The organism is Streptomyces cinereoruber (assembly GCF_009299385.1).
GTDB classification, from domain to species: Bacteria; Actinomycetota; Actinomycetes; order Streptomycetales; family Streptomycetaceae; genus Streptomyces; species Streptomyces bikiniensis.
The window spans coordinates 828,438-845,847 of the sequence record NZ_CP023693.1 but is presented as its reverse complement, the minus strand read 5'-3'; the positions used below and the strand labels follow the sequence as shown (position 1 = coordinate 845,847).

Here is a 17,410-nt window from a genome sequence, read left to right as displayed (position 1 = left end):
GCACCCCCGGCCGCCGCGCCGTCAGAGGCGTTCCCCCGGGGCCGGCGGCACCGCGCCGGACAGGCCGGCGCGGGCCAGACCGTACTCGTGGGGGTGGTTCTCCGCCCCGGGCAGGGCGAGGGCGGCCTCGTACTCCCGGCGGGCCTCGGCGTGCCGGCCCGCCGCCGTGTAGGTGCCGCCGAGCCGGACCCGGACCTGCATCTCCAGCCACGTGCTGGTGTGCCGGGTCAGTGCCGACAGGGCCTCGTGGTGGGCGTCGACGGCCGGACCCAGGCGGCCCCGGGCGTGCTCGGCTCCGGCGAGCCGGGAGAGGGTCGCCGCCCGCAGCGGCGGGTCCTCGACCTCGCGGGCCAGGTCGGCCGCCCGCCGCAGCAGTTCGACGGCCTCCGCGGTCCGGCCGAGGGCCAGCTGCGCCTCGGCGACGAAGCACAGGCTGCCGGCGATCGTCCGGGGCCGCCCGCCCTTCTCGGCGAGCGCCAGGGCGGTGGCGTAGAACCCCAGGGCCTCCTCGTACCGCCCCTGCCGGTGGCGGATCGCGCCGAGGTTGCAGGTCGCGATCCCGGCCAGCCAGTCGTCGCCGAGCCCGACCGCCCGCTCCACCGCCTCCTCGAGGCGGACGGTGCCCTCCTCGACTCGGCCCAGCACCCACTCCGAGACCCCCATGCCGGCGACGGCCCGCACGCGGTCCCGGGGGTCGCCGTGGCCGGAGCCGTGCCGCAGCGCCTCCTCGAACCAGGAGTACGCCTGCCGGAACCGCCCCCGGTGCACGTCGAGGAACCCCATGCAGTTGCGCAGCGCGGCGGGCATCCGCCGGTCGGAGGCCCGGTCCGCGCAGGACAGGGCGAGCTCCAGGGCGCTCCGGCACTCGTGGTGGTGGCCCTGCCCGAGCAGATGGTCGGCCAGGGCCTCGGCGATCCAGCAGGCGTGGTCGTACTCCCCGGCGGCGACCGCGTACGCCACCACGTCGACCAGCTCCCCGCCCGCCGCGCCCAGCCACGCGGACGCCTCCCGCCAGTCGGCGAACGGAGCGCCGCCGGAGCCCCCGGGCCCGGTGGGGAACGCGTCCGGACCCCAGTCGGAGGCCAGCCGCCCGGCGGCCGTGTAGAGCCGCAGCACCGCGTCCCGGTCCGCCGCGGCCTCCTCGGGCGCCTCCTCGGCGAGCTGCCGCGCGTGCGCCCGTACGAGGTCGTGCAGCCGGTAGCGGCCGGGGTGCGGCTGCTGCACCAGGCTCGCGTCGACCAGGTCCTCCAGGACCCCCTCGGCGTACTCCCGGGAACGGCCGAGGACGACGGCGAGCACGAGGTCGTCGAAGCGGGCCGTCGGAGCCAGGCCCACCGCCCGGAAACCGCGCCGCAGCCGGGGCGCGAGCTGGTCGTACGACATCCGGAAGGCGGCCTCCACGCTGCGGTCCTCGGCCCGCAGCTCGCCCAGGCCGCGCGCGTCGTCGGACATCCGCCCGGCCAGGAAGGCCAGGGTCCACGACGGGCGGTTCTGCAGCCGGGCGCTCGCGATGCGCAGTGCCAGGGGGAGTCCGCCGCAGCGGCGGGCGAGTTCGCGGGCCGCCTCGGGCTCGCGGTCCGCCCGGTCGGTGCCGAGGAGTTCGCGGAGCAGCCCGACCGCGACCCCCGTGTCCAGGGGCTCCACGGTGAGCCGTACGTCGGCGTCGAGACCGGGCAGCCGCTGCCGGCCCGCGACGAGGACCCTGCTCCCGGGCCCGGCGGGCAGCAGCGGGCGCACCTGCTCGGCGCTGCGGGCGTCGTCCACGACGAGCAGCAGCCGCAGCCCGCTGGTGGCCGCCCGCCAGGCCGCGACCAGCTCCGTGAGGTCGTCCAGGCCGTCCCCGTCCTCGGCGCCGTGCGGTTCCTCGGGGACCCCGTGTCCCCGGTCGCGGACCGCGCGCAGCAGCCGGCGCAGGGCCCGCCGGGGATCGACCGTCTCGTGGGCGGCGCCGTGCGCGTGCAGGTCCACGAACAGGCAGCCGTCGGGGTGGGCGTCGGCCAGCGTCCAGGCGGCGCGCACCACCAGGGACGTCTTGCCGACCCCCGCCGTGCCGTCGACGGTCATCACGGACACCGCGTCCGGGGGCACCGGGGCGGTGAGGAGGGCGAGTTCCGTCTCACGCCCGATCAGGCAGGCGGTGTCGCCCGGGAGTTCGTTGCGGTTCCGGCGGGGGAGGCGGGACCGGTCGGCCGGACCGGGCCGTTCGGGATGCTCGGGGTCCCCCTCGTGCCGGGGGCGGGGGAGGTCGGCGGGGGCGGAGCTGTCGTCGGCGCCGTCCCCACCGGCGGGCCGGTGAGCGGAACCGCCACCGGCGTCGGCGTCGGCACCGGTGACGACACCGCCACTGGTACCGGCCCGGTGCTGCCGCTCCGGCGGGTGCCCGTCCCCGTCGGCCGCCGCCCGGCCGAGCAGGATCCGGTCGTCCCGCCGCAGGACGGCCTGGTGCACCCGGCGCAGTTCCTCGCCCGGCTCCACGCCCAGCTCGTCGAGGAGCAGACGGCGCGTCTCCCCGTAGACGGCCAGGGCCTCGGCCTGCCGGCCGCTGCCGTACAGCGCGCGCATCCGCAGGGCGGCGAGCGGCTCGTCGTGCGGCGGGGCCGGCGGCGCCGCCATCAGGCCGTCCAGGGCCTCCGCGTGGCGCCCGAGCAGGACCAGGCACTCGGCCCGGTCCTGGAGCAGCGCGCGCCGCTGCCGGGCGAGGCGCCGGCGCTCGCTCACCGCGAGGGGGCCCGGCAGCCCCGGCAGGGGCTCGCCGTGGAGCAGCTCCAGGGCCCGGCCGCCGTGGTCGAGCGCCGCGCCGAGGTCGCCGGCGGCCTTCGCCCGCCGGGCGTCGGCGGTCCGTTCGGCGAGTTCGGCGAGATCGGTCCCGGCCCCCTCGGGCACGAAGCGGTAGCCGCCGCGCCCGCCGAGGATCAGCGACCCGCCGGGCCCGGCGTCCGGCGGGTCGAGCGCCTTGCGCAGCGCGTAGACGTAGCTCGGCAGGACCCGGTGGCCGGTCCCCGGCGGCTCGGCGCCCCAGACGTCGTCGAGGAGCCGTTCGTACGTCACGAAGGCCGGCGCCCGCAGGACCAGGGCGGCGAGGACCGCCTGCCTGCGCACCGGGCCGAGGGGGATCCGCGTACCGCCGCGCCGGGCCCGGACGGACCCGAGCAGGTCGATCCGCAGGCGTTCCCCCGCACCGGCCGCCGCCCCGCCCGGCCCCGTTGCCCGCTCGTCCACTTCGCCGTCCCCGTGTTTCCCGTGCGCCCCGTGCCCGCGCGATTCTTCAAGAACCTTGCTTCAACAGGATTTCATCGCCCTTGCAACGCGGTGCGCCAGGGTTGGCCGAGTTGTGTCGGGCACCCACGCATCGACGGGGGGCGGAGGTGCCGGGTGACGACGCACAGGGCGGGGCGGCAGTGTCGGCTGCCGCCCCGCAGCCGTCGGAGGACCGGGCCGGTCCGTGCCCCCGTCCCGCGCGCCCCGTTCGATCTGGCCAGAACGGTTCGCACGGCCCGCTCGTACGCCCCCGAGGGGTACGTCCCGCCCCGGCCCCGCCGTCGGCGGTGCCGTCTCAGACCCCGCCGAAGGGGCTGTCGATCACATAGCGCCAGTAACCGTCCTCCCCGCGCCGGACCACGTCCGTGGCCGTCCCCGACGCCTTTCCCTCGATCTCCCAGTCCACGGTCAGCAGCGCGACGTCGCCCGCGACGTGGACCTGCCGGGGGCGTACGGCGATCGGCAGCCCGAGGCCGAGGAACCCGGCGTTCTCGCGGGCGACGGCGTCCGCACCGCGCACGGCCGCCCCGGACTCCGGCACGAAGACGGCCCCCTCCTCGTACAGCTCCCGTACCGCGCGGGCGTCACCGCTGTTGAAACGCTCCGCGAACGCGGCGGGAACGTCCCGTGCCCGGGTCGGAAGCGTACGGGCGGACTCGGCTCCGGGATGTGTCATGGTGGCGTCTCCTGTTCGATGTCCGCCGGGCGGACGCCCGGCACACGACGACGGTAGGAGACGCCCTCGTGACTCACCGAACGGTAGGAGACGCCCCGGTCGCGCTCCCCGGCCTGCCCGACGACCGGCACGCGCGGGTCGCCGCGCCCCGTCCGGACTGTCCCGTGGAGATCGCCCTCGCCGCGCTCCGGGGACGCTGGACCACCCTCGTGGTACGCGAACTGCTGCGCCGGGAGACCCTGTCCTACAGCGATCTGGCCGCCCGTCTCCCCGCCCTCTCCGACAAGGTGCTCAGCGACCGGCTCGCCCGGCTCGTCGCGGCGGGCGTCGTCGCGAAGGACCGCACGGCGGGGTGGCCGCCCACCGTCGGCTACCGGCTCACCCCGCACGGCCGGGAACTGGGCCCGGTGCTGCAGGCGCTGTGGGACTGGGGCGCGGCGGCCCCCGGCCGGCCGGAGGACCGGGAGCCGTAGGGGGATCGCCCGGGGACGGCTGCCCGGAGACAGCCGCCCGGAGTCGGCCGTCCGGGGACGGCTGCCTGGGGACGGCTGCCCGGGCGCGGTCGCCCGGCTCGGTCAGCCGCCCCTGCGGATCTTCGCCGCCCGGCGGGCCTCGGCCGTCTTGCGGGCCTCGGCGGCGCGGCGGGACTCGTTCTTGGCGCGGCCCGGGCGGCCCGGGACCGTGCCGATGCCGCGGAAGGCCGCGCCGCCGCGCCGGGTGCCCTCCTGGGTCGGGGCGCTGCCGTCGACGGGGACGCCCGAGGGCTTCCGGGCGCCGGTGATGCGGGTCAGTTCGGCCTCGCCGGAGCGGACCCGGGTGACCGTGGGCCGGATGCCCGCGTCCGCCATGACGCGGGCCACGTCCCGGCGTTCCTCGGGGGTGACGAGGGTGACGACGACGCCGGACTCGCCGGCCCGCGCGGTGCGCCCGCCCCGGTGCAGGTAGTCCGTGCCGTCGGCCGGCGGATCGACGTTGACGACCAGGTCGAGCGCGTCGACGTGGATGCCGCGCGCCGCCACGTCGGTGGCGACCAGGACCGGCACCTCGCCGCTCCTGAAGCGGTCCAGGGTGCGGGTCCGCAGCGGCTGGGACTTCCCGCCGTGCAGCGCCGCGGCCCGTACGCCGCTGCCGAGGAGGTGCTTGGCGAAGCGGTCCACGGCGTGCTTGGTGTGCAGGAACATGATCACGCGCCCGTCGCGGGCGGCGATCTCCGTGGCGGTGGCGAACTTGTCGGCGCCGTGCACGTGGAGGACGTGGTGCTCCATCGTGGAGACGGCGGCGGCCGACGGGTCGACCGCGTGGACGACCGGGTCGGTGAGGTGGCGCTCGACGAGCAGGTCCACGTTCCGGTCGAGGGTGGCCGAGAACAGCAACCGCTGCCCCTCGGGGCGCACCTGGTCGAGGAGTTCGGTGACCTGCGGCATGAAGCCCAGGTCGGCCATCCGGTCCGCCTCGTCGAGGACGGTGACCGCGACCCGGTCGAGACGGCAGTCCTTGCGCTCCACGAGGTCCATGAGGCGGCCCGGCGTCGCGATCAGGACCTCGGCCCCGTCGCGCAGCGCGCCCGCCTGCCGGCCGATCGACATGCCGCCGACCACGGTCGCCAGGCGCAGCCCCAGCGCCTCGGCGAACGGGGCGAGCGCGTCGGTGACCTGCTGGGCCAACTCCCGCGTGGGCACCAGGACCAGGCCGAGCGGCCTGCGCGCCTCGGCGCGGCGTCCGGCGGTCCGCACGAGCAGCGGAAGGCCGAAGGCGAGCGTCTTGCCTGACCCGGTCCGCCCGCGCCCGAGGACGTCGCGGCCCGCGAGCGCGTCGGGCAGGGTGGCGGCCTGGATGGGGAACGGCTCCTCGACACCCAGACGGCCGAGCACCCGGAGCACCTCGGCCGGCAGGCCGAGCGCGGCGAAGCCGGTGGCCGGTGTCGGGGACGCGGCGAATTCGTCCTTCCGGGCGTCGTCCGTACGGGGTGTGCTGTTCATGTGACCTTCCTCGGAACGGTGCGCTCCGAGGAATTCACGACGGGCGGTGTGCCCGTGAATTTCCGCGACGTACCGAATGCCGTGTGGGTGATGCGTACCGCCTGAGGCGTACTGCGGATCCGGACGCGCCGCAGCGGCGGGAAAGGCGTCCGGTCCGGGGGAAATCCGGAAAACGCGACGGGCCGGTGTCCTCACCACACGGGTGAGGACACCGGCCGCGTCGGACGTGTCAACGTCAGGCGGGGAGGATGTTCTCCGCCTGCGGGCCCTTCTGGCCCTGCGTGACGTCGAAGGTCACCTTCTGGCCTTCCTGGAGCTCACGGAAGCCGGAGGTGGCGATGTTGGAGTAGTGGGCGAACACGTCCGGGCCGCCACCCTCCTGCTCGATGAAGCCGAAGCCCTTTTCCGAGTTGAACCACTTCACGGTGCCATTGGCCATTGTCATATCTCCTTCGGGGCGTAGCCCTGGGGACCGCACTGTGCGGAGCCCGGAGTCGCCGTGATGATTGCCCCGTCCGGAAACTGCACCGAAAACACATCAAGTGCCTGACGATGTCGAATCGTCGAAGGCACTTGTAAGTATTTGGGAACCACAACTGCAACTGTCATCGACTGTAGCACGTCGACGGCGTCCGTGCGCGAAATCCGCAAATTTCTCACCCGGAGCCGCCGAGAACAAATTTCCGGCCACCGCGCCGGCCACCGTCTCGGCCGCCGCGCCGGTCCCCCTCCCGGCCGCCGCCGGCCACCAGGACGAAGGTGACGCTGATGAGCAGCGCCCACGCGCCGAACTTGGAGAGGGGCACGGGCTGCCAGCCGCCCAGCTGGTGCGGGTAGCTCCAGGCCCCGACGTACGTGGCCGCGTTCTCCGCCACCCACAGGAAGAAGCCGATCAGGACGAACGACAGGGCCAGCGGCATCCGGTGGTCCCGCTCCCCGACCCGGAACCGCACCCACGTGCCCGCCGTGGCGAGGAGCAGCAGGGCGGCCAGCGCCCAGCGGGCGTCGGGCAGCCAGTGGTGGCTGAAGAAGTTCACGTACACGGCGCCGGCGAGGACCGCCGTCGCCCGGGGCCGGTAGCCCGTGAGCCGCAGGTCGAACAGGTGCCAGGCCCGGCACACATAGCTGCCCACGGCCGCGTACAGGAACCCGCCGTACAGGGGGACGCCGCCGACCTTCGTCAGCGCCTCCTCCGGGTAGCTCCACGAGCCCATCCGTACCTTGACCAGCTCGAAGAGCAGGCCGATGGCGTGGCAGCCGACGATCACGGCGACGTCCCGGCCGGTGTCCCAGCCGATCCGCCACGCGAGGAACGTGAGCCCGATGCCGTACAGGAGGAGCAGGTCGTAGCGGGCGACCGGCAGCTCCGGCAGCAGCGTCGAGGCGGCGATGCCGCCGACGAGCGCGACGGCGAAGGCGCAGCAGCGCGCCTCGAGCACCGCGAAGCGCAGCAGGTGGCGTGTCCCGTGGACGAGCGTCTTCATGGCGGGAGGGACGCCGGCGACCGCGCGTCCGGTTCGCCGCCCCCGGGAACGGAAGCGCGCCGCACCCCGGCGGGGGGTGCGGCGCGCTCGCCGGGCGTCGCGGGGGTCAGACCGCCGGCGACGGGAAGGTCGGGTACTCCACGCCGGAGACGTGCTGGACGACCCGGATGACCTGGCACGAGTAGCCGAACTCGTTGTCGTACCACAGGTACAGGATCGCGTTGTCGCCGTCGACCTTGGTCGCGCCGGCGTCCACGATCGACGCGTGGCGCGAGCCCACGAAGTCCATCGAGACGGCGTCGGGGGCCGTGGTGAAGTCGATCTGGCGCTTCAGCGGCGAGTGCAGCGAGACGTCGCGCAGGTACTCCAGGACCTCGTCGCGGGTGGTCTCGCGGCCCAGGCGCAGGCTCAGGATCGCGATCGAGACGTCCGGGACGGGGACGCGGATCGAGCTGCCGGTGATCGGGGCCTTCAGCTCCGGCAGCGCCTTGGCGACGGCCGAGGCGGCACCGGTCTCGGTGATCACCATGTTGAGCGGCGCGGAACGGCCGCGGCGGTCGGCCTTGTGGTAGTTGTCCAGGAGGTTCTGGTCGTTGGTGAACGAGTGGACGGTCTCCACGTGACCGCGCAGCACGCCGTACTCGTCGTCCATCGCCTTCAGCGGCGGGACGATCGCGTTGGTGGTGCAGGAGGCGCAGGACAGGATCCGCTCGTCCGGCTTGACCGTCTCGTGGTTGACGCCGTGCACGATGTTCGGCACGTCGCCCTTGCCGGGCGCGGTCAGGACGACCTTGTCGATGCCGGGGCGCAGGTGCTTGGAGAGGCCCGCGCGGTCGCGCCACTTGCCGGTGTTGTCGATCAGGATGGCGTTCTCGATGCCGTACGCCGTGTAGTCGACCTCGGAGGGGTCGTTGGCGTAGATCACCTTGATGGTGTTGCCGTTGGCGACGATGGAGCTGTTGTCCTCGTCGACCGTGATCGTGCCCTGGAACTGGCCGTGGATGGAGTCCCGGCGCAGCAGCGAGGCGCGCTTCACGAGATCCTGCTCACCGCCGCCGCGCACCACGATCGCGCGCAGCCGCAGGCCGTTGCCGGAACCGGCCTTCTCGATCAGGAGGCGGGCGACGAGGCGCCCGATGCGGCCGAAGCCGTAGAGGACGACGTCGCGTCCGTCGCGGCGCTCGATCTTGTTCTCGCCGAGGGCGCCGGCGACGGCCTCGGCGGTGAACTCCGCCACCGAGAGACCGCGGTTGTCGGACTTGTAGTCGGCGGCCAGCATGCCGATGTCGATCTGGGACGGGCCGAGGTCGAGGGTGGTGAGCGTCTGGAGGAAGGGGAGCGTCTCCGTGACCGACAGCTCCTCGCCGGCTATCTGCCGGGCGAAGCGGTGGGTCTTGAGGATGCTGACCACCGACTTGTTCACCAGGGAGCGGCTGTGGAGGAGGACGGTGACGTCCTGCTCCCGGTGCAGCTTCCCGATGATCGGGATCATCGACTCCGCGATCTCCTCGCGGTTCTTCCAGCTGGTGAACGAGTCGTCATTGACAGTCACAAGTTTATCTTTCGAGCTAGGCGGCGCTCATATGGTAACCCCGGGCCCATTCGATCGATCAAGGGGTCCGGGGTGTGACGAGGGCCCCTCGTGGCGCCCTTGCGCCCCGGGGGTTCCCGTACCGCGCGGCCGGGCGGGGGAGGGACGGCCCGTCAGGGGAAGACCAGGGCCCGGAAGGCGTCCCTGACCCGGGCCAGCGGCCCGGGATCGCGGGTGAGGTAGAGCCGGTTGGTCAGCAGGACGGCCCACCGGCCCCGCGCGGGCGAGACCCACAGGCCCGTGCCGGTGAAGCCGAAGTGCGCCCAGACGTCGTCCGCCGGGCCCGTGCCCGGCGCCGGGTGCCAGAAGAGCCCGCGCGGCGGTTCGAGGCGGCCGGTGCGCACGCGCAGCGAGGCGGCGGTCCACCCGGCGGAGAAGGTGCCCGGCACCGGATCGAGGAGGTGGCGCAGGAAGCGGCCGGTGTCGGCGGTGGTGGTGAAGACGCCCGAGATGCCGCAGGCGCCGCCGAGGAGTCGCGCCGAGAAGTCGTGGACGGTGCCCCTGAGCCGGACGCCGCTCTCCTCGTCGTACTCCGTCGGCGCGCACCGCCCTCTCAGGGCGGCGGGCAGCGGCCCGTAGCGGGTGTCCGTCATGCCGAGGGGCGTCCAGACCCGGTCCCCGGCGAGCCGGGGGAGGGGCTGCCGGGTGAGGTGTTCGAGGAGGTAGCCGAGGACCAGGGCCGCCCGGTCGGTGTACGCGACGGCCTCGCCCGGCCGGTGCCGCAGCGGCTCGGACAGGACCCCGTCCCGTACGTCCTGCGGGTCGGAGCCGTACAGGTGCCGCAGGTTGGCGCGGAGCGGCAGGCCCGCCGTGTGGGTGAGGAGGTGGTGGGCCGTCACCCCGGCGAGCGGCCGGCCGGCGGCCTCCGGCCAGTACGAGCCGAGCGGGGCGGCCGGGTCGAGCTTCCCGGCGTCGACGAGGGTGCCGGTCACGGCCCAGACGGCGAGGACCTTGGTGAGGCTCGCGACGTCGAAGAGGGTGTCGGGGCGCGTCGGTCCGGTGGGGTCCGCCGGGTCGAGGAGGCCCACGGCCCCGGCCGACAGGGTGGTGCGGGCGTCGCCCGCGGCCCACGCGGCGCCGGGGACGACGCCCGTGCGCACGGCGTCGCCGAGCAGCCGCTCGCAGGGGTCGGTGCGCTGTGCCAAGGCGGGCCTCCGACGGATCGGCCGGCCCGCCGGGGGATCCGGGGCCCGTCCGGAAGGCCGCGCCCGGCTCGCGGTGTCCGGGGGCGTTCCCGGCGGGCCCCTGCGGGCCGCGCTCCGAAGTCATGCCCGGACCGGAGGGGAAGACACCCTTCCGGCCGTGCGCGTCAGTGCCCGTCGGCGATCTGCTGCGGGGTCTTCGCCGGGACCTTCTCCGCGCTCTCCCCGCCGTCCGCCGTGCAGGTCACCTCGTCGCGCGGGGTGTAGTGGGTCTTGAAGGTCTCCCGCTTGACCTCGGCGCCGCCGTTCTTGAACACCCGGTCCACCGAGACGTCGAAGCCCTCCAGCGGGGGCTGCGGCACGCAGGCCTTGCCGGTGCCCTCGCGCTTCGTCGGCTGCGTGAGGTCGGTGCGCGGGCCGGAGACCGCCTCCACCGAGTCGTACTTCTTCGTCCCGAGGAAGCTCACGGTGACCGAGGAGTCCGTCGCGCTCGCCTTGATGTAGATCGGCTTGCCCGTGTCGTTGAGGAACTTCAGGTCCAGGCTGCCCCAGGCGACGGTCGCCTCGCGGCCGGCCGGGTAGCGCTCGATGTAGAAGGAGTGGGCGCCGTACTCGACGGGCTTCACCCCGGCGAAGAACATGGCGTTGAAGACGGTGGTGGCCATGGCGGACACGCCGCCGCCGGGCGCGGACCGGTACTGGCCGTCGAGGATCATCGTGCCGTCGACGAAGCCGTTGTCCGGGGTGCGCTCGCCGACCGTCTTGTTGAAGCTCCACACCGCGCCGGGCTGCACGAGCGAGCCGTCGATCAGCTCGGCGGCCCGGCCGATGTTCGTCGTCCGGTACGGGGCCGAGGGGAAGTTCACGGTGAACGACGACATCTGCTCGGTGATGCCGAGGCGGGCCAGCGAGTCGGAGGTCAGGTCGGGCCGCGTGACCTTGGTGGCCACCGGGGCCGTACGGGCCGCGTCGCCGGTCTTCGTGAGCAGCGGGCGGACGGCGTCGCCGAGGGCCTTCGCGGTCACCTCGTGGCCGGGCCGGCCCTCCGACTCCACGACGACCTTGCCGTCGCGCACGCCGAGGGTCGACTGCGTCGGCGCGTTCGTCAGGGAGGCGACCTGCCGCGCCACGTCCGGGTCGCGCAGCAGCGCGTCCGCGTCGAGGTTCCCGCTGAGGCGCCCGCCGTCGTTCTTCACGATGAGGTGGTCGCCCAGCGTGGCCGGGGAGATCCGCAGGCGCTGGTCCCCCGCCGTGAGCGTCACGGGGCCGGAGAGGGCGGGCTTCGCGTACGCGTCGAGGAAGCGGTTCACCTCGGCGGCGGGCAGCTTCGGCTGGGTCAGGGCGACGGGGAGGGCGACCGGCGCGGCGCCCGTGGCGGCCGGGTAGGCCGCGCGCAGGGACTCCACGGCCCGGCCGGTGTCCAGTTTCCGGCCCGTGACCGGCTGGGTGGCGACGGCCTTGCCGTCGCGGAAGGCGACGGAGCCCTCGCGGACCGCGCGGTCGTTCCGCTTCGCCAGGTCGGCGACGGTGGCCTTCGCCCTGGCCTCGTCGTACGCGAAGACCGGCCGGATCTCGCGCTCGCCGGAGGAGAAGAGGCGCCGGACGACGGTGACCGGGTCGCGGGAGGGGTCGGCCGCCAGCGCGGCGGTCTTCGCCACGTCCACGCTCAGCCCGGCGGCGGCCGGGTCCACGGTCGAGGCGAGGTCGCCGATCCGCACGGGGATCGGCGCCTTCCACTCGGCCGGGGCCTCGGCGGCGAGTCTCGCCTCTGCCTGGGAGCGGCTCATGCCGCCGATGTCTATGCCGGCGACCCGGGTGCCGGCGGATATGTCGTCCCCGGTGGCGAGCAGGCCCGCACCGTACAGGCCGCCGGCGGCCACCGCGACCACGCCTGTCGCGATCGCGGCCGTCCGGAGACGCGGACGGCGCCCCTCGCGGGGCGTCGGGTCGTGGTCGGTCGTGGAGCGGGGCACACGCTCTCCCGGGGCGTCGATGGGGAAGGGAACCCCATGACGGTACGCCGAAAGAGTGTCTTATGCACATAAGGCCGGTTTGACCTGCGGCAATGCGGAGGGCGGCGAAAGGGGTACGGAAAGTGGCCCCCGGACCTCCCGGCGGCCCCGGCGGCGCGCTCCGGGGCGGGGCCCGGAGCGGGTTCCGGGCCGGTGCCGGCCGCGATTCGAGCAGGGCCCGGGCCGGGGCTCGGAAAGGGCCGGGAGGGGGCGGAACGGAGGCCCGGACCGGGGTTCGGAGGAGGCGGGGCGGGGGCGGGGGCGGGGGTTCGGGCCGGGCTCCGGGCCTTCCGGCGCGCCCCGGGAGCGCCCCGCCCCGCCCGGCGGCCCGCCTGGTAGGTTCGCGGGCGACGCAGGCGGGGTGACGCGGGCGGGGCGGCGGCCCGAGGGGGAGGAGCGGCACATGGCGGCGGCGAGCGGGCGGCAGACCGGCAGGCCCACCCTGGAGGAGGTCGCCGCGCGGGCCGGAGTCGGCCGCGGCACGGTCTCCCGGGTCATCAACGGCTCCCCGAAGGTGAGCGAACAGGCCAAGGCCGCCGTCGAACAAGCCGTCGCCGAGCTCGGCTACGTCCCCAACCGGGCCGCCCGCGCCCTCGCCGGCAGCCGCACCGACGCCGTCGCCCTGGTCATTCCCGAGACCGAGGCGAGGCTCTTCTCCGAGCCGTACTTCCTCGACATCATCCGCGGCGTCAGCGGTGAACTCGCCGACGCCGACAAACAGTTGCTCCTCACCCTGATCCGCAGCGAACAGGAGCGGCAGCGCTTCGAGCAGTACCTCGCCGCCCAGCGCGTGGACGGCGTCCTGCTCGTCTCCGTGCACGGCGACGACCCGCTGCCCGACCAGGTCCGCGCCCTCGGCCTGCCCGCCGTCCTCAACGGCCGCCGCTCGCGGGAGGAGAGCGTCGCCTTCGTCGACTCCGACAACACCGGCGCCGGCCGGACCGCCGTCGCCCACCTCGCCGCCCGCGGCCGGCGCGCCGTCGCCACCATCACCGGACCGCTCGACATGCACGTCGCCCGCTGCCGCCTCGACGGCTACCGCGAGGGCCTCGCCGAGGCGGGGCTCCCGGCCGACGAAGCACTCGTCGCGAACGGCGACTTCACCGAGGAGGGCGGCCGCCGGGCCATGCGGGAACTCCTGGACCGGCGGCCCGCCCTGGACGCCGTCTTCGCCGCCTCCGACGTGATGGCGGCGGGCGCGCGGGCCGTCCTGCGCGAGGCGGGCCGCCGGGTCCCCGAGGACGTCGCCCTCGTCGGCGTCGACGACTCGGCCGTCGCCCGGCACATGGACCCGCCGCTCACCAGCGTCCGCCAGCCCATCGAGGAGATGGGCCGCGCCATGGCGCGCCTGCTCCTCCAGGAGATCGCCTCCCCCAGCGCCCCCGACGACCAGCCCCGCCGCATGCTCCCCACCGAACTGGTGATCCGCGCCTCCTCCTGACCGGCTCCCGTCAGGCGCGGGGACCCCTGTCCTCGTCGTGGATGACCCAGCGGCCGTCCCCGCCCCGGCCCGGGCGGAACCGGCGGCCGTCGGGGCGGTGGGAGCGGTGCGAGTCGCTCATCGCCTCGAAGGCCACGAACCCCGCGATCACCAGGGCGACCACGATCGCTCCCAGGACGTACCAGCCGTTCGGGGCCAGGAACCCGAACGCGATCAGGACCAGCAGACCGATTCCGATCTTGCGCGGCATCGACATGTGAGACGTCTCCCCCCGGAGCGTGCGTACGGTCTCCGGGGCAGACGCGCGGACCGCCCGCCCGGTTCCCCGCGAGATCCGGATCCCGGCGTGTCGTTCGGACGAGCCCAGCGGGCGGGGCGGCCGGGCCTGGGGTCGAATCGGGGCATGGCTTCCAACGACAGGCCCCGCACCGGCGGCTCCCCGAGGCCGCTCAGGGCCGGTGACACCTGGTGGTACGCCGCCGTGGCGGGCGAGGCCGCCGGCTCGTTCACCACCCGCGTCCGCACCCGCGCCCGGCGCGGCTGCCTCGGGGCCGTCCTCCTGCTCACGGTCGTCTACGCGGGACTCGTCCTCACCGCGACCGGCCGCCGCTGGGGCGACGCCGCCACGACCGGCCGCCGCGCCGACACCGCGGCCGCCGCCCTGCTCCGCGACCACCCCTCCCTCGCCGGGCTCACCACCCTCTCCCTGGTCCTCGGCTGCGTCCTCCTCCTCGCCGTCGGCCTCATAGGCAGGCGGTACGTCCTCACCGGCCTCGCCGCCGGCGGAGTCGTCACCGCCCTCGCCCTCACCGGACTGCTCCGGCTGTACGCCCCGCGCCCCCGCCTCACCGGCACCGGCGCCCTCCTGCCCAGCGGCTTCCCCAGCGCCCAGACCGCCCTCGCCCTGGGCGTCGCCCTCGGCCTGGCCCTCGTCGTCCCCCACCGGCTGCGCGCCCCCGCCGTCGGCGCCGCCACCCTCTGGGCCGCCGCCGTCGGCGCGTACACCGTCGCCGACGGCCGGCACCGGCCCGGCGACGTCATCGCCGCCGCCCTCCTCGTCCTCGCCGTCTTCTGCGGCATCCTCGCCCTCCGCGCCCGCAAGGGCGAGGTGCGCCCCGCCCCCCGGCGCCTGCCCGCCCCGGCGGCCCTCCTGGTGCTCCTCCCGCTGGTCCTCGTCGCGGCCGGCGGCCTCGCCGCCGGGATCTGGCTCCTCGGCGACACCCTCGCCCTGCCCGCCACGGCCCCCTACGACCCGGCCGAGCTCAGGCTCGCCCACCGCTGCGGCCAGGCCCTCGCCGCCGGCGTGACCGCCACCGCCGGAATCGTCCTGCTGCTCCTGCTCCGCCACGTCGACGTGGACGGCCCCCCGCCCCCGTACCGGCTCGGCGGTCCCTTCGCCGAGGCCGCCGGGGCCCCGGAGGACGAGGAGCTCGTGGGGCCCTTTACCGAGGACCTCGATCACGAGATATCTTGATGTCGAGCAATCTCGCATACGCAGACGTGGAGCGGAGCACCCTGGTGACTGACTCGACCATCATCTACACCCACACCGACGAGGCGCCTGCCCTGGCGACCTACTCGTTCCTGCCCGTGATCCAGGCGTACGCCTCGCAGGCCGGAGTCACGGTCGAGACGCGGGACATCTCCCTCGCGGGCCGCATCATCGCCGTCTTCCCCGAGTACCTGGAGGAGGGCCAGCGCATCGCCGACGCCCTCTCCGAGCTCGGCGAGCTGGCCAAGACCCCCCAGGCCAACATCATCAAGCTGCCGAACGTCTCGGCGTCCATCCCGCAGCTCAAGGCGGCCATTGCCGAGCTCCAGGCCCAGGGCTACGCCCTCCCGGCCTACCCGGACGACCCGAAGACCGACGAGGAGCGCGAGATCCGCGCCCGCTACGACAAGATCAAGGGCTCGGCCGTCAACCCGGTCCTGCGCGAGGGCAACTCCGACCGCCGCGCGCCGGCCTCGGTGAAGAACTACGCCAAGGCCCACCCGCACCGCATGGGCGCCTGGACCCCCGAGTCCAAGACCAACGTCGCCACCATGGGCGAGAACGACTTCGCCTCCACGGAGAAGTCCGTCGTCATCGCCGAGGACGACACCCTCCGCTTCGAGTTCACCGCCGCCGACGGCACCGTCAGCGAGCTCCGCGAGCCGCTGAAGGTCGTCGCCGGCGAGGTCGTCGACGCCGCCGTCATGCGCGCCGCCGCCCTGCGCACCTTCCTGAGCGAGCAGGTCGCCCGCGCCAAGGCCGAGGGCGTGCTCTTCTCCGTGCACCTCAAGGCCACCATGATGAAGGTCTCCGACCCCATCGTCTTCGGCCACGTCGTCCGCGCCTTCTTCCCGGCCACCTTCGCCAAGTACGGCGAGGCCCTCGCCACCGCCGGCCTCTCCCCGAACGACGGCCTCGGCTCGATCCTCAACGGCCTCGACGGCCTCCCGGAGCTGGGCGCCGAGATCAAGGCCTCCTTCGAGGCCGAGCTCGCCGAGGGCCCCGCCCTCGCGATGGTCGACTCCGACAAGGGCATCACCAACCTGCACGTGCCGTCCGACGTCATCGTCGACGCCTCGATGCCGGCCATGATCCGCACCTCCGGCCACATGTGGGGCCCGGACGGCCAGGAGGCCGACACCCTCGCCGTCCTGCCGGACCACAGCTACTCCGGCGTCTACCAGGCCGTCATCGAGGACTGCCGCGCCCACGGCGCCTTCGACCCGTCGACCATGGGCTCCGTACCCAACGTCGGCCTCATGGCGCAGAAGGCCGAGGAGTACGGCTCCCACGACAAGACCTTCGAGATCGCCCGGGCCGGCACCGTCCGCCTGGTGAACTCCGCGGGCGAGACCGTCCTGGAGCAGGAGGTCGCCGAGGGCGACATCTTCCGCGCCTGCCAGACCAAGGACCTGCCCATCCAGGACTGGGTCAAGCTCGCCGTCACCCGCGCCCGCGCCACCGGCGACCCGGCCGTCTTCTGGCTGGACGCCGAGCGCGCCCACGACGCGCAGCTGATCGCCAAGGTCGAGCAGTACCTGCCGCAGCACGACACCGAGGGCCTGGACATCCGCGTCCTGTCCCCGGTCGAGGCCACGAAGTTCTCCCTGGAGCGCATCCGCCGCGGCGAGAACACCATCTCGGTCACCGGCAACGTCCTGCGCGACTACCTGACCGACCTCTTCCCCATCCTGGAGCTGGGCACCAGCGCCAAGATGCTGTCGGTCGTCCCGCTGATGGCGGGCGGCGGCCTCTTCGAGACCGGAGCCGGCGGCTCCGCCCCGAAGCACGTCCAGCAGCTCGTCAAGGAGAACTACCTCCGCTGGGACAGCCTCGGCGAGTTCTTCGCCCTGGCCGCCTCCTTCGAGCACCTCGCGACCACCACGGGCAACACCCGCGCCCAGGTCCTCGCCGACACCCTCGACCGCGCCACCGGCACCTTCCTCAACGAGGACAAGTCGCCGACCCGCCGCCTCGGTGGTATCGACAACCGCGGCAGCCACTTCTACCTGGCCCTGTACTGGGCCCAGGAGCTGGCCGCCCAGACCGAGGACGCCGACCTCGCCAAGGCCTTCGCCCCGTTCGCCGAGAACCTCGCGGCCAACGAGCGGAAGATCGTCGACGAGCTGATCGCCGTCCAGGGCTCCCCGGCCGAGATCGGCGGCTACTACCAGCCCGACCCGGCCAAGGCCGCGGCCGTGATGCGCCCGTCCGCCACCCTCAACGAGGCCCTCGCGTCCCTCGCCTGATCCGGCGCGCGGCCCCGTACCGCCCCGGCCGGAAACTCCTCCGGCCGGGGCGGTCCCGTCGGTGGCGCATACGGCATCCGGGTGTG

At 74.5% G+C, this 17,410-nt stretch carries 13 protein-coding genes; 4 read left to right on the top strand and 9 right to left on the bottom strand.

The window, feature by feature from the left end; translation table 11 throughout:
• Positions 1-21: 21 nt before the first annotated feature.
• Together CP977_RS03810 and CP977_RS03805 are read right to left on the bottom strand one after the other, a co-directional pair.
• Complete coding sequence (locus tag CP977_RS03810; RefSeq protein WP_229991549.1) at positions 22-3,219, bottom strand: AfsR/SARP family transcriptional regulator; 3,198 nt, start codon at positions 3,217-3,219, stop codon at positions 22-24.
• Positions 3,220-3,553: 334 nt separating this feature from the next.
• Positions 3,554-3,934, bottom strand: coding sequence for a YybH family protein (locus tag CP977_RS03805; protein WP_152369605.1), 381 nt, complete (start codon positions 3,932-3,934; stop codon positions 3,554-3,556).
• A gap of 68 nt (positions 3,935-4,002) precedes the next feature.
• Between CP977_RS03805 and CP977_RS03800 the strand changes: the two genes are divergently transcribed.
• Complete coding sequence (locus CP977_RS03800; protein ID WP_062757485.1) at positions 4,003-4,407, top strand: winged helix-turn-helix transcriptional regulator; 405 nt, start codon at positions 4,003-4,005, stop codon at positions 4,405-4,407.
• A 102-nt stretch (positions 4,408-4,509) separates the two neighbouring features.
• On the opposite strand, the gene CP977_RS03795 is transcribed toward CP977_RS03800, so the two are convergent.
• The 6 genes from CP977_RS03795 to CP977_RS03770 all read right to left on the bottom strand — a co-directional run bounded on the left by CP977_RS03795 (position 4,510) and on the right by CP977_RS03770 (position 12,103).
• Complete coding sequence (locus CP977_RS03795; RefSeq protein WP_152369604.1) at positions 4,510-5,913, bottom strand: DEAD/DEAH box helicase; 1,404 nt, start codon at positions 5,911-5,913, stop codon at positions 4,510-4,512.
• 235 nt (positions 5,914-6,148) lie between these two features.
• Complete coding sequence (locus CP977_RS03790; RefSeq protein ID WP_015031667.1) at positions 6,149-6,352, bottom strand: cold-shock protein; 204 nt, start codon at positions 6,350-6,352, stop codon at positions 6,149-6,151.
• Between the two features lie 217 nt (positions 6,353-6,569).
• Positions 6,570-7,397, bottom strand: coding sequence for a DUF817 domain-containing protein (locus CP977_RS03785; RefSeq protein ID WP_152369603.1), 828 nt, complete (start codon positions 7,395-7,397; stop codon positions 6,570-6,572).
• A gap of 106 nt (positions 7,398-7,503) precedes the next feature.
• Positions 7,504-8,949: a glyceraldehyde-3-phosphate dehydrogenase gene (locus CP977_RS03780; RefSeq protein ID WP_062757478.1), complete on the bottom strand. Its 1,446-nt coding sequence runs from the start codon at positions 8,947-8,949 to the stop codon at positions 7,504-7,506.
• Between the two features lie 152 nt (positions 8,950-9,101).
• The gene (locus CP977_RS03775) at positions 9,102-10,133 is read right to left on the bottom strand and encodes a serine hydrolase domain-containing protein (RefSeq protein WP_062757475.1); all 1,032 of its coding nucleotides are present in this window, start codon (positions 10,131-10,133) and stop codon (positions 9,102-9,104) included.
• 164 nt (positions 10,134-10,297) lie between these two features.
• Positions 10,298-12,103 (bottom strand): VanW family protein, encoded by a 1,806-nt coding sequence (locus tag CP977_RS03770; RefSeq protein WP_109186426.1) that lies wholly within the window; start codon positions 12,101-12,103, stop codon positions 10,298-10,300.
• 442 nt (positions 12,104-12,545) lie between these two features.
• Between CP977_RS03770 and CP977_RS03765 the strand changes: the two genes are divergently transcribed.
• On the top strand, positions 12,546-13,583 hold the full coding sequence (locus CP977_RS03765) for a LacI family DNA-binding transcriptional regulator (protein ID WP_152369602.1): 1,038 nt from the start codon (positions 12,546-12,548) through the stop codon (positions 13,581-13,583).
• Between the two features lie 10 nt (positions 13,584-13,593).
• Here the strand turns inward: CP977_RS03765 and CP977_RS03760 are convergent, their stop codons facing one another.
• A complete protein-coding gene (locus CP977_RS03760; protein ID WP_062757471.1) occupies positions 13,594-13,839 on the bottom strand; it encodes a hypothetical protein in 246 nt (81 codons plus the stop codon).
• A 147-nt stretch (positions 13,840-13,986) separates the two neighbouring features.
• On the opposite strand from CP977_RS03760, the gene CP977_RS03755 reads away from it, so the two are divergent.
• Together CP977_RS03755 and CP977_RS03750 are read left to right on the top strand one after the other, a co-directional pair.
• Positions 13,987-15,057 carry a phosphatase PAP2 family protein gene (locus tag CP977_RS03755; protein WP_062757469.1) on the top strand — a complete coding sequence of 357 codons (1,071 nt, stop codon included), beginning with the start codon at positions 13,987-13,989 and terminating at the stop codon, positions 15,055-15,057.
• A 44-nt stretch (positions 15,058-15,101) separates the two neighbouring features.
• The gene (locus tag CP977_RS03750) at positions 15,102-17,324 is read left to right on the top strand and encodes an NADP-dependent isocitrate dehydrogenase (RefSeq protein WP_062759174.1); all 2,223 of its coding nucleotides are present in this window, start codon (positions 15,102-15,104) and stop codon (positions 17,322-17,324) included.
• Positions 17,325-17,410: the final 86 nt, after the last annotated feature.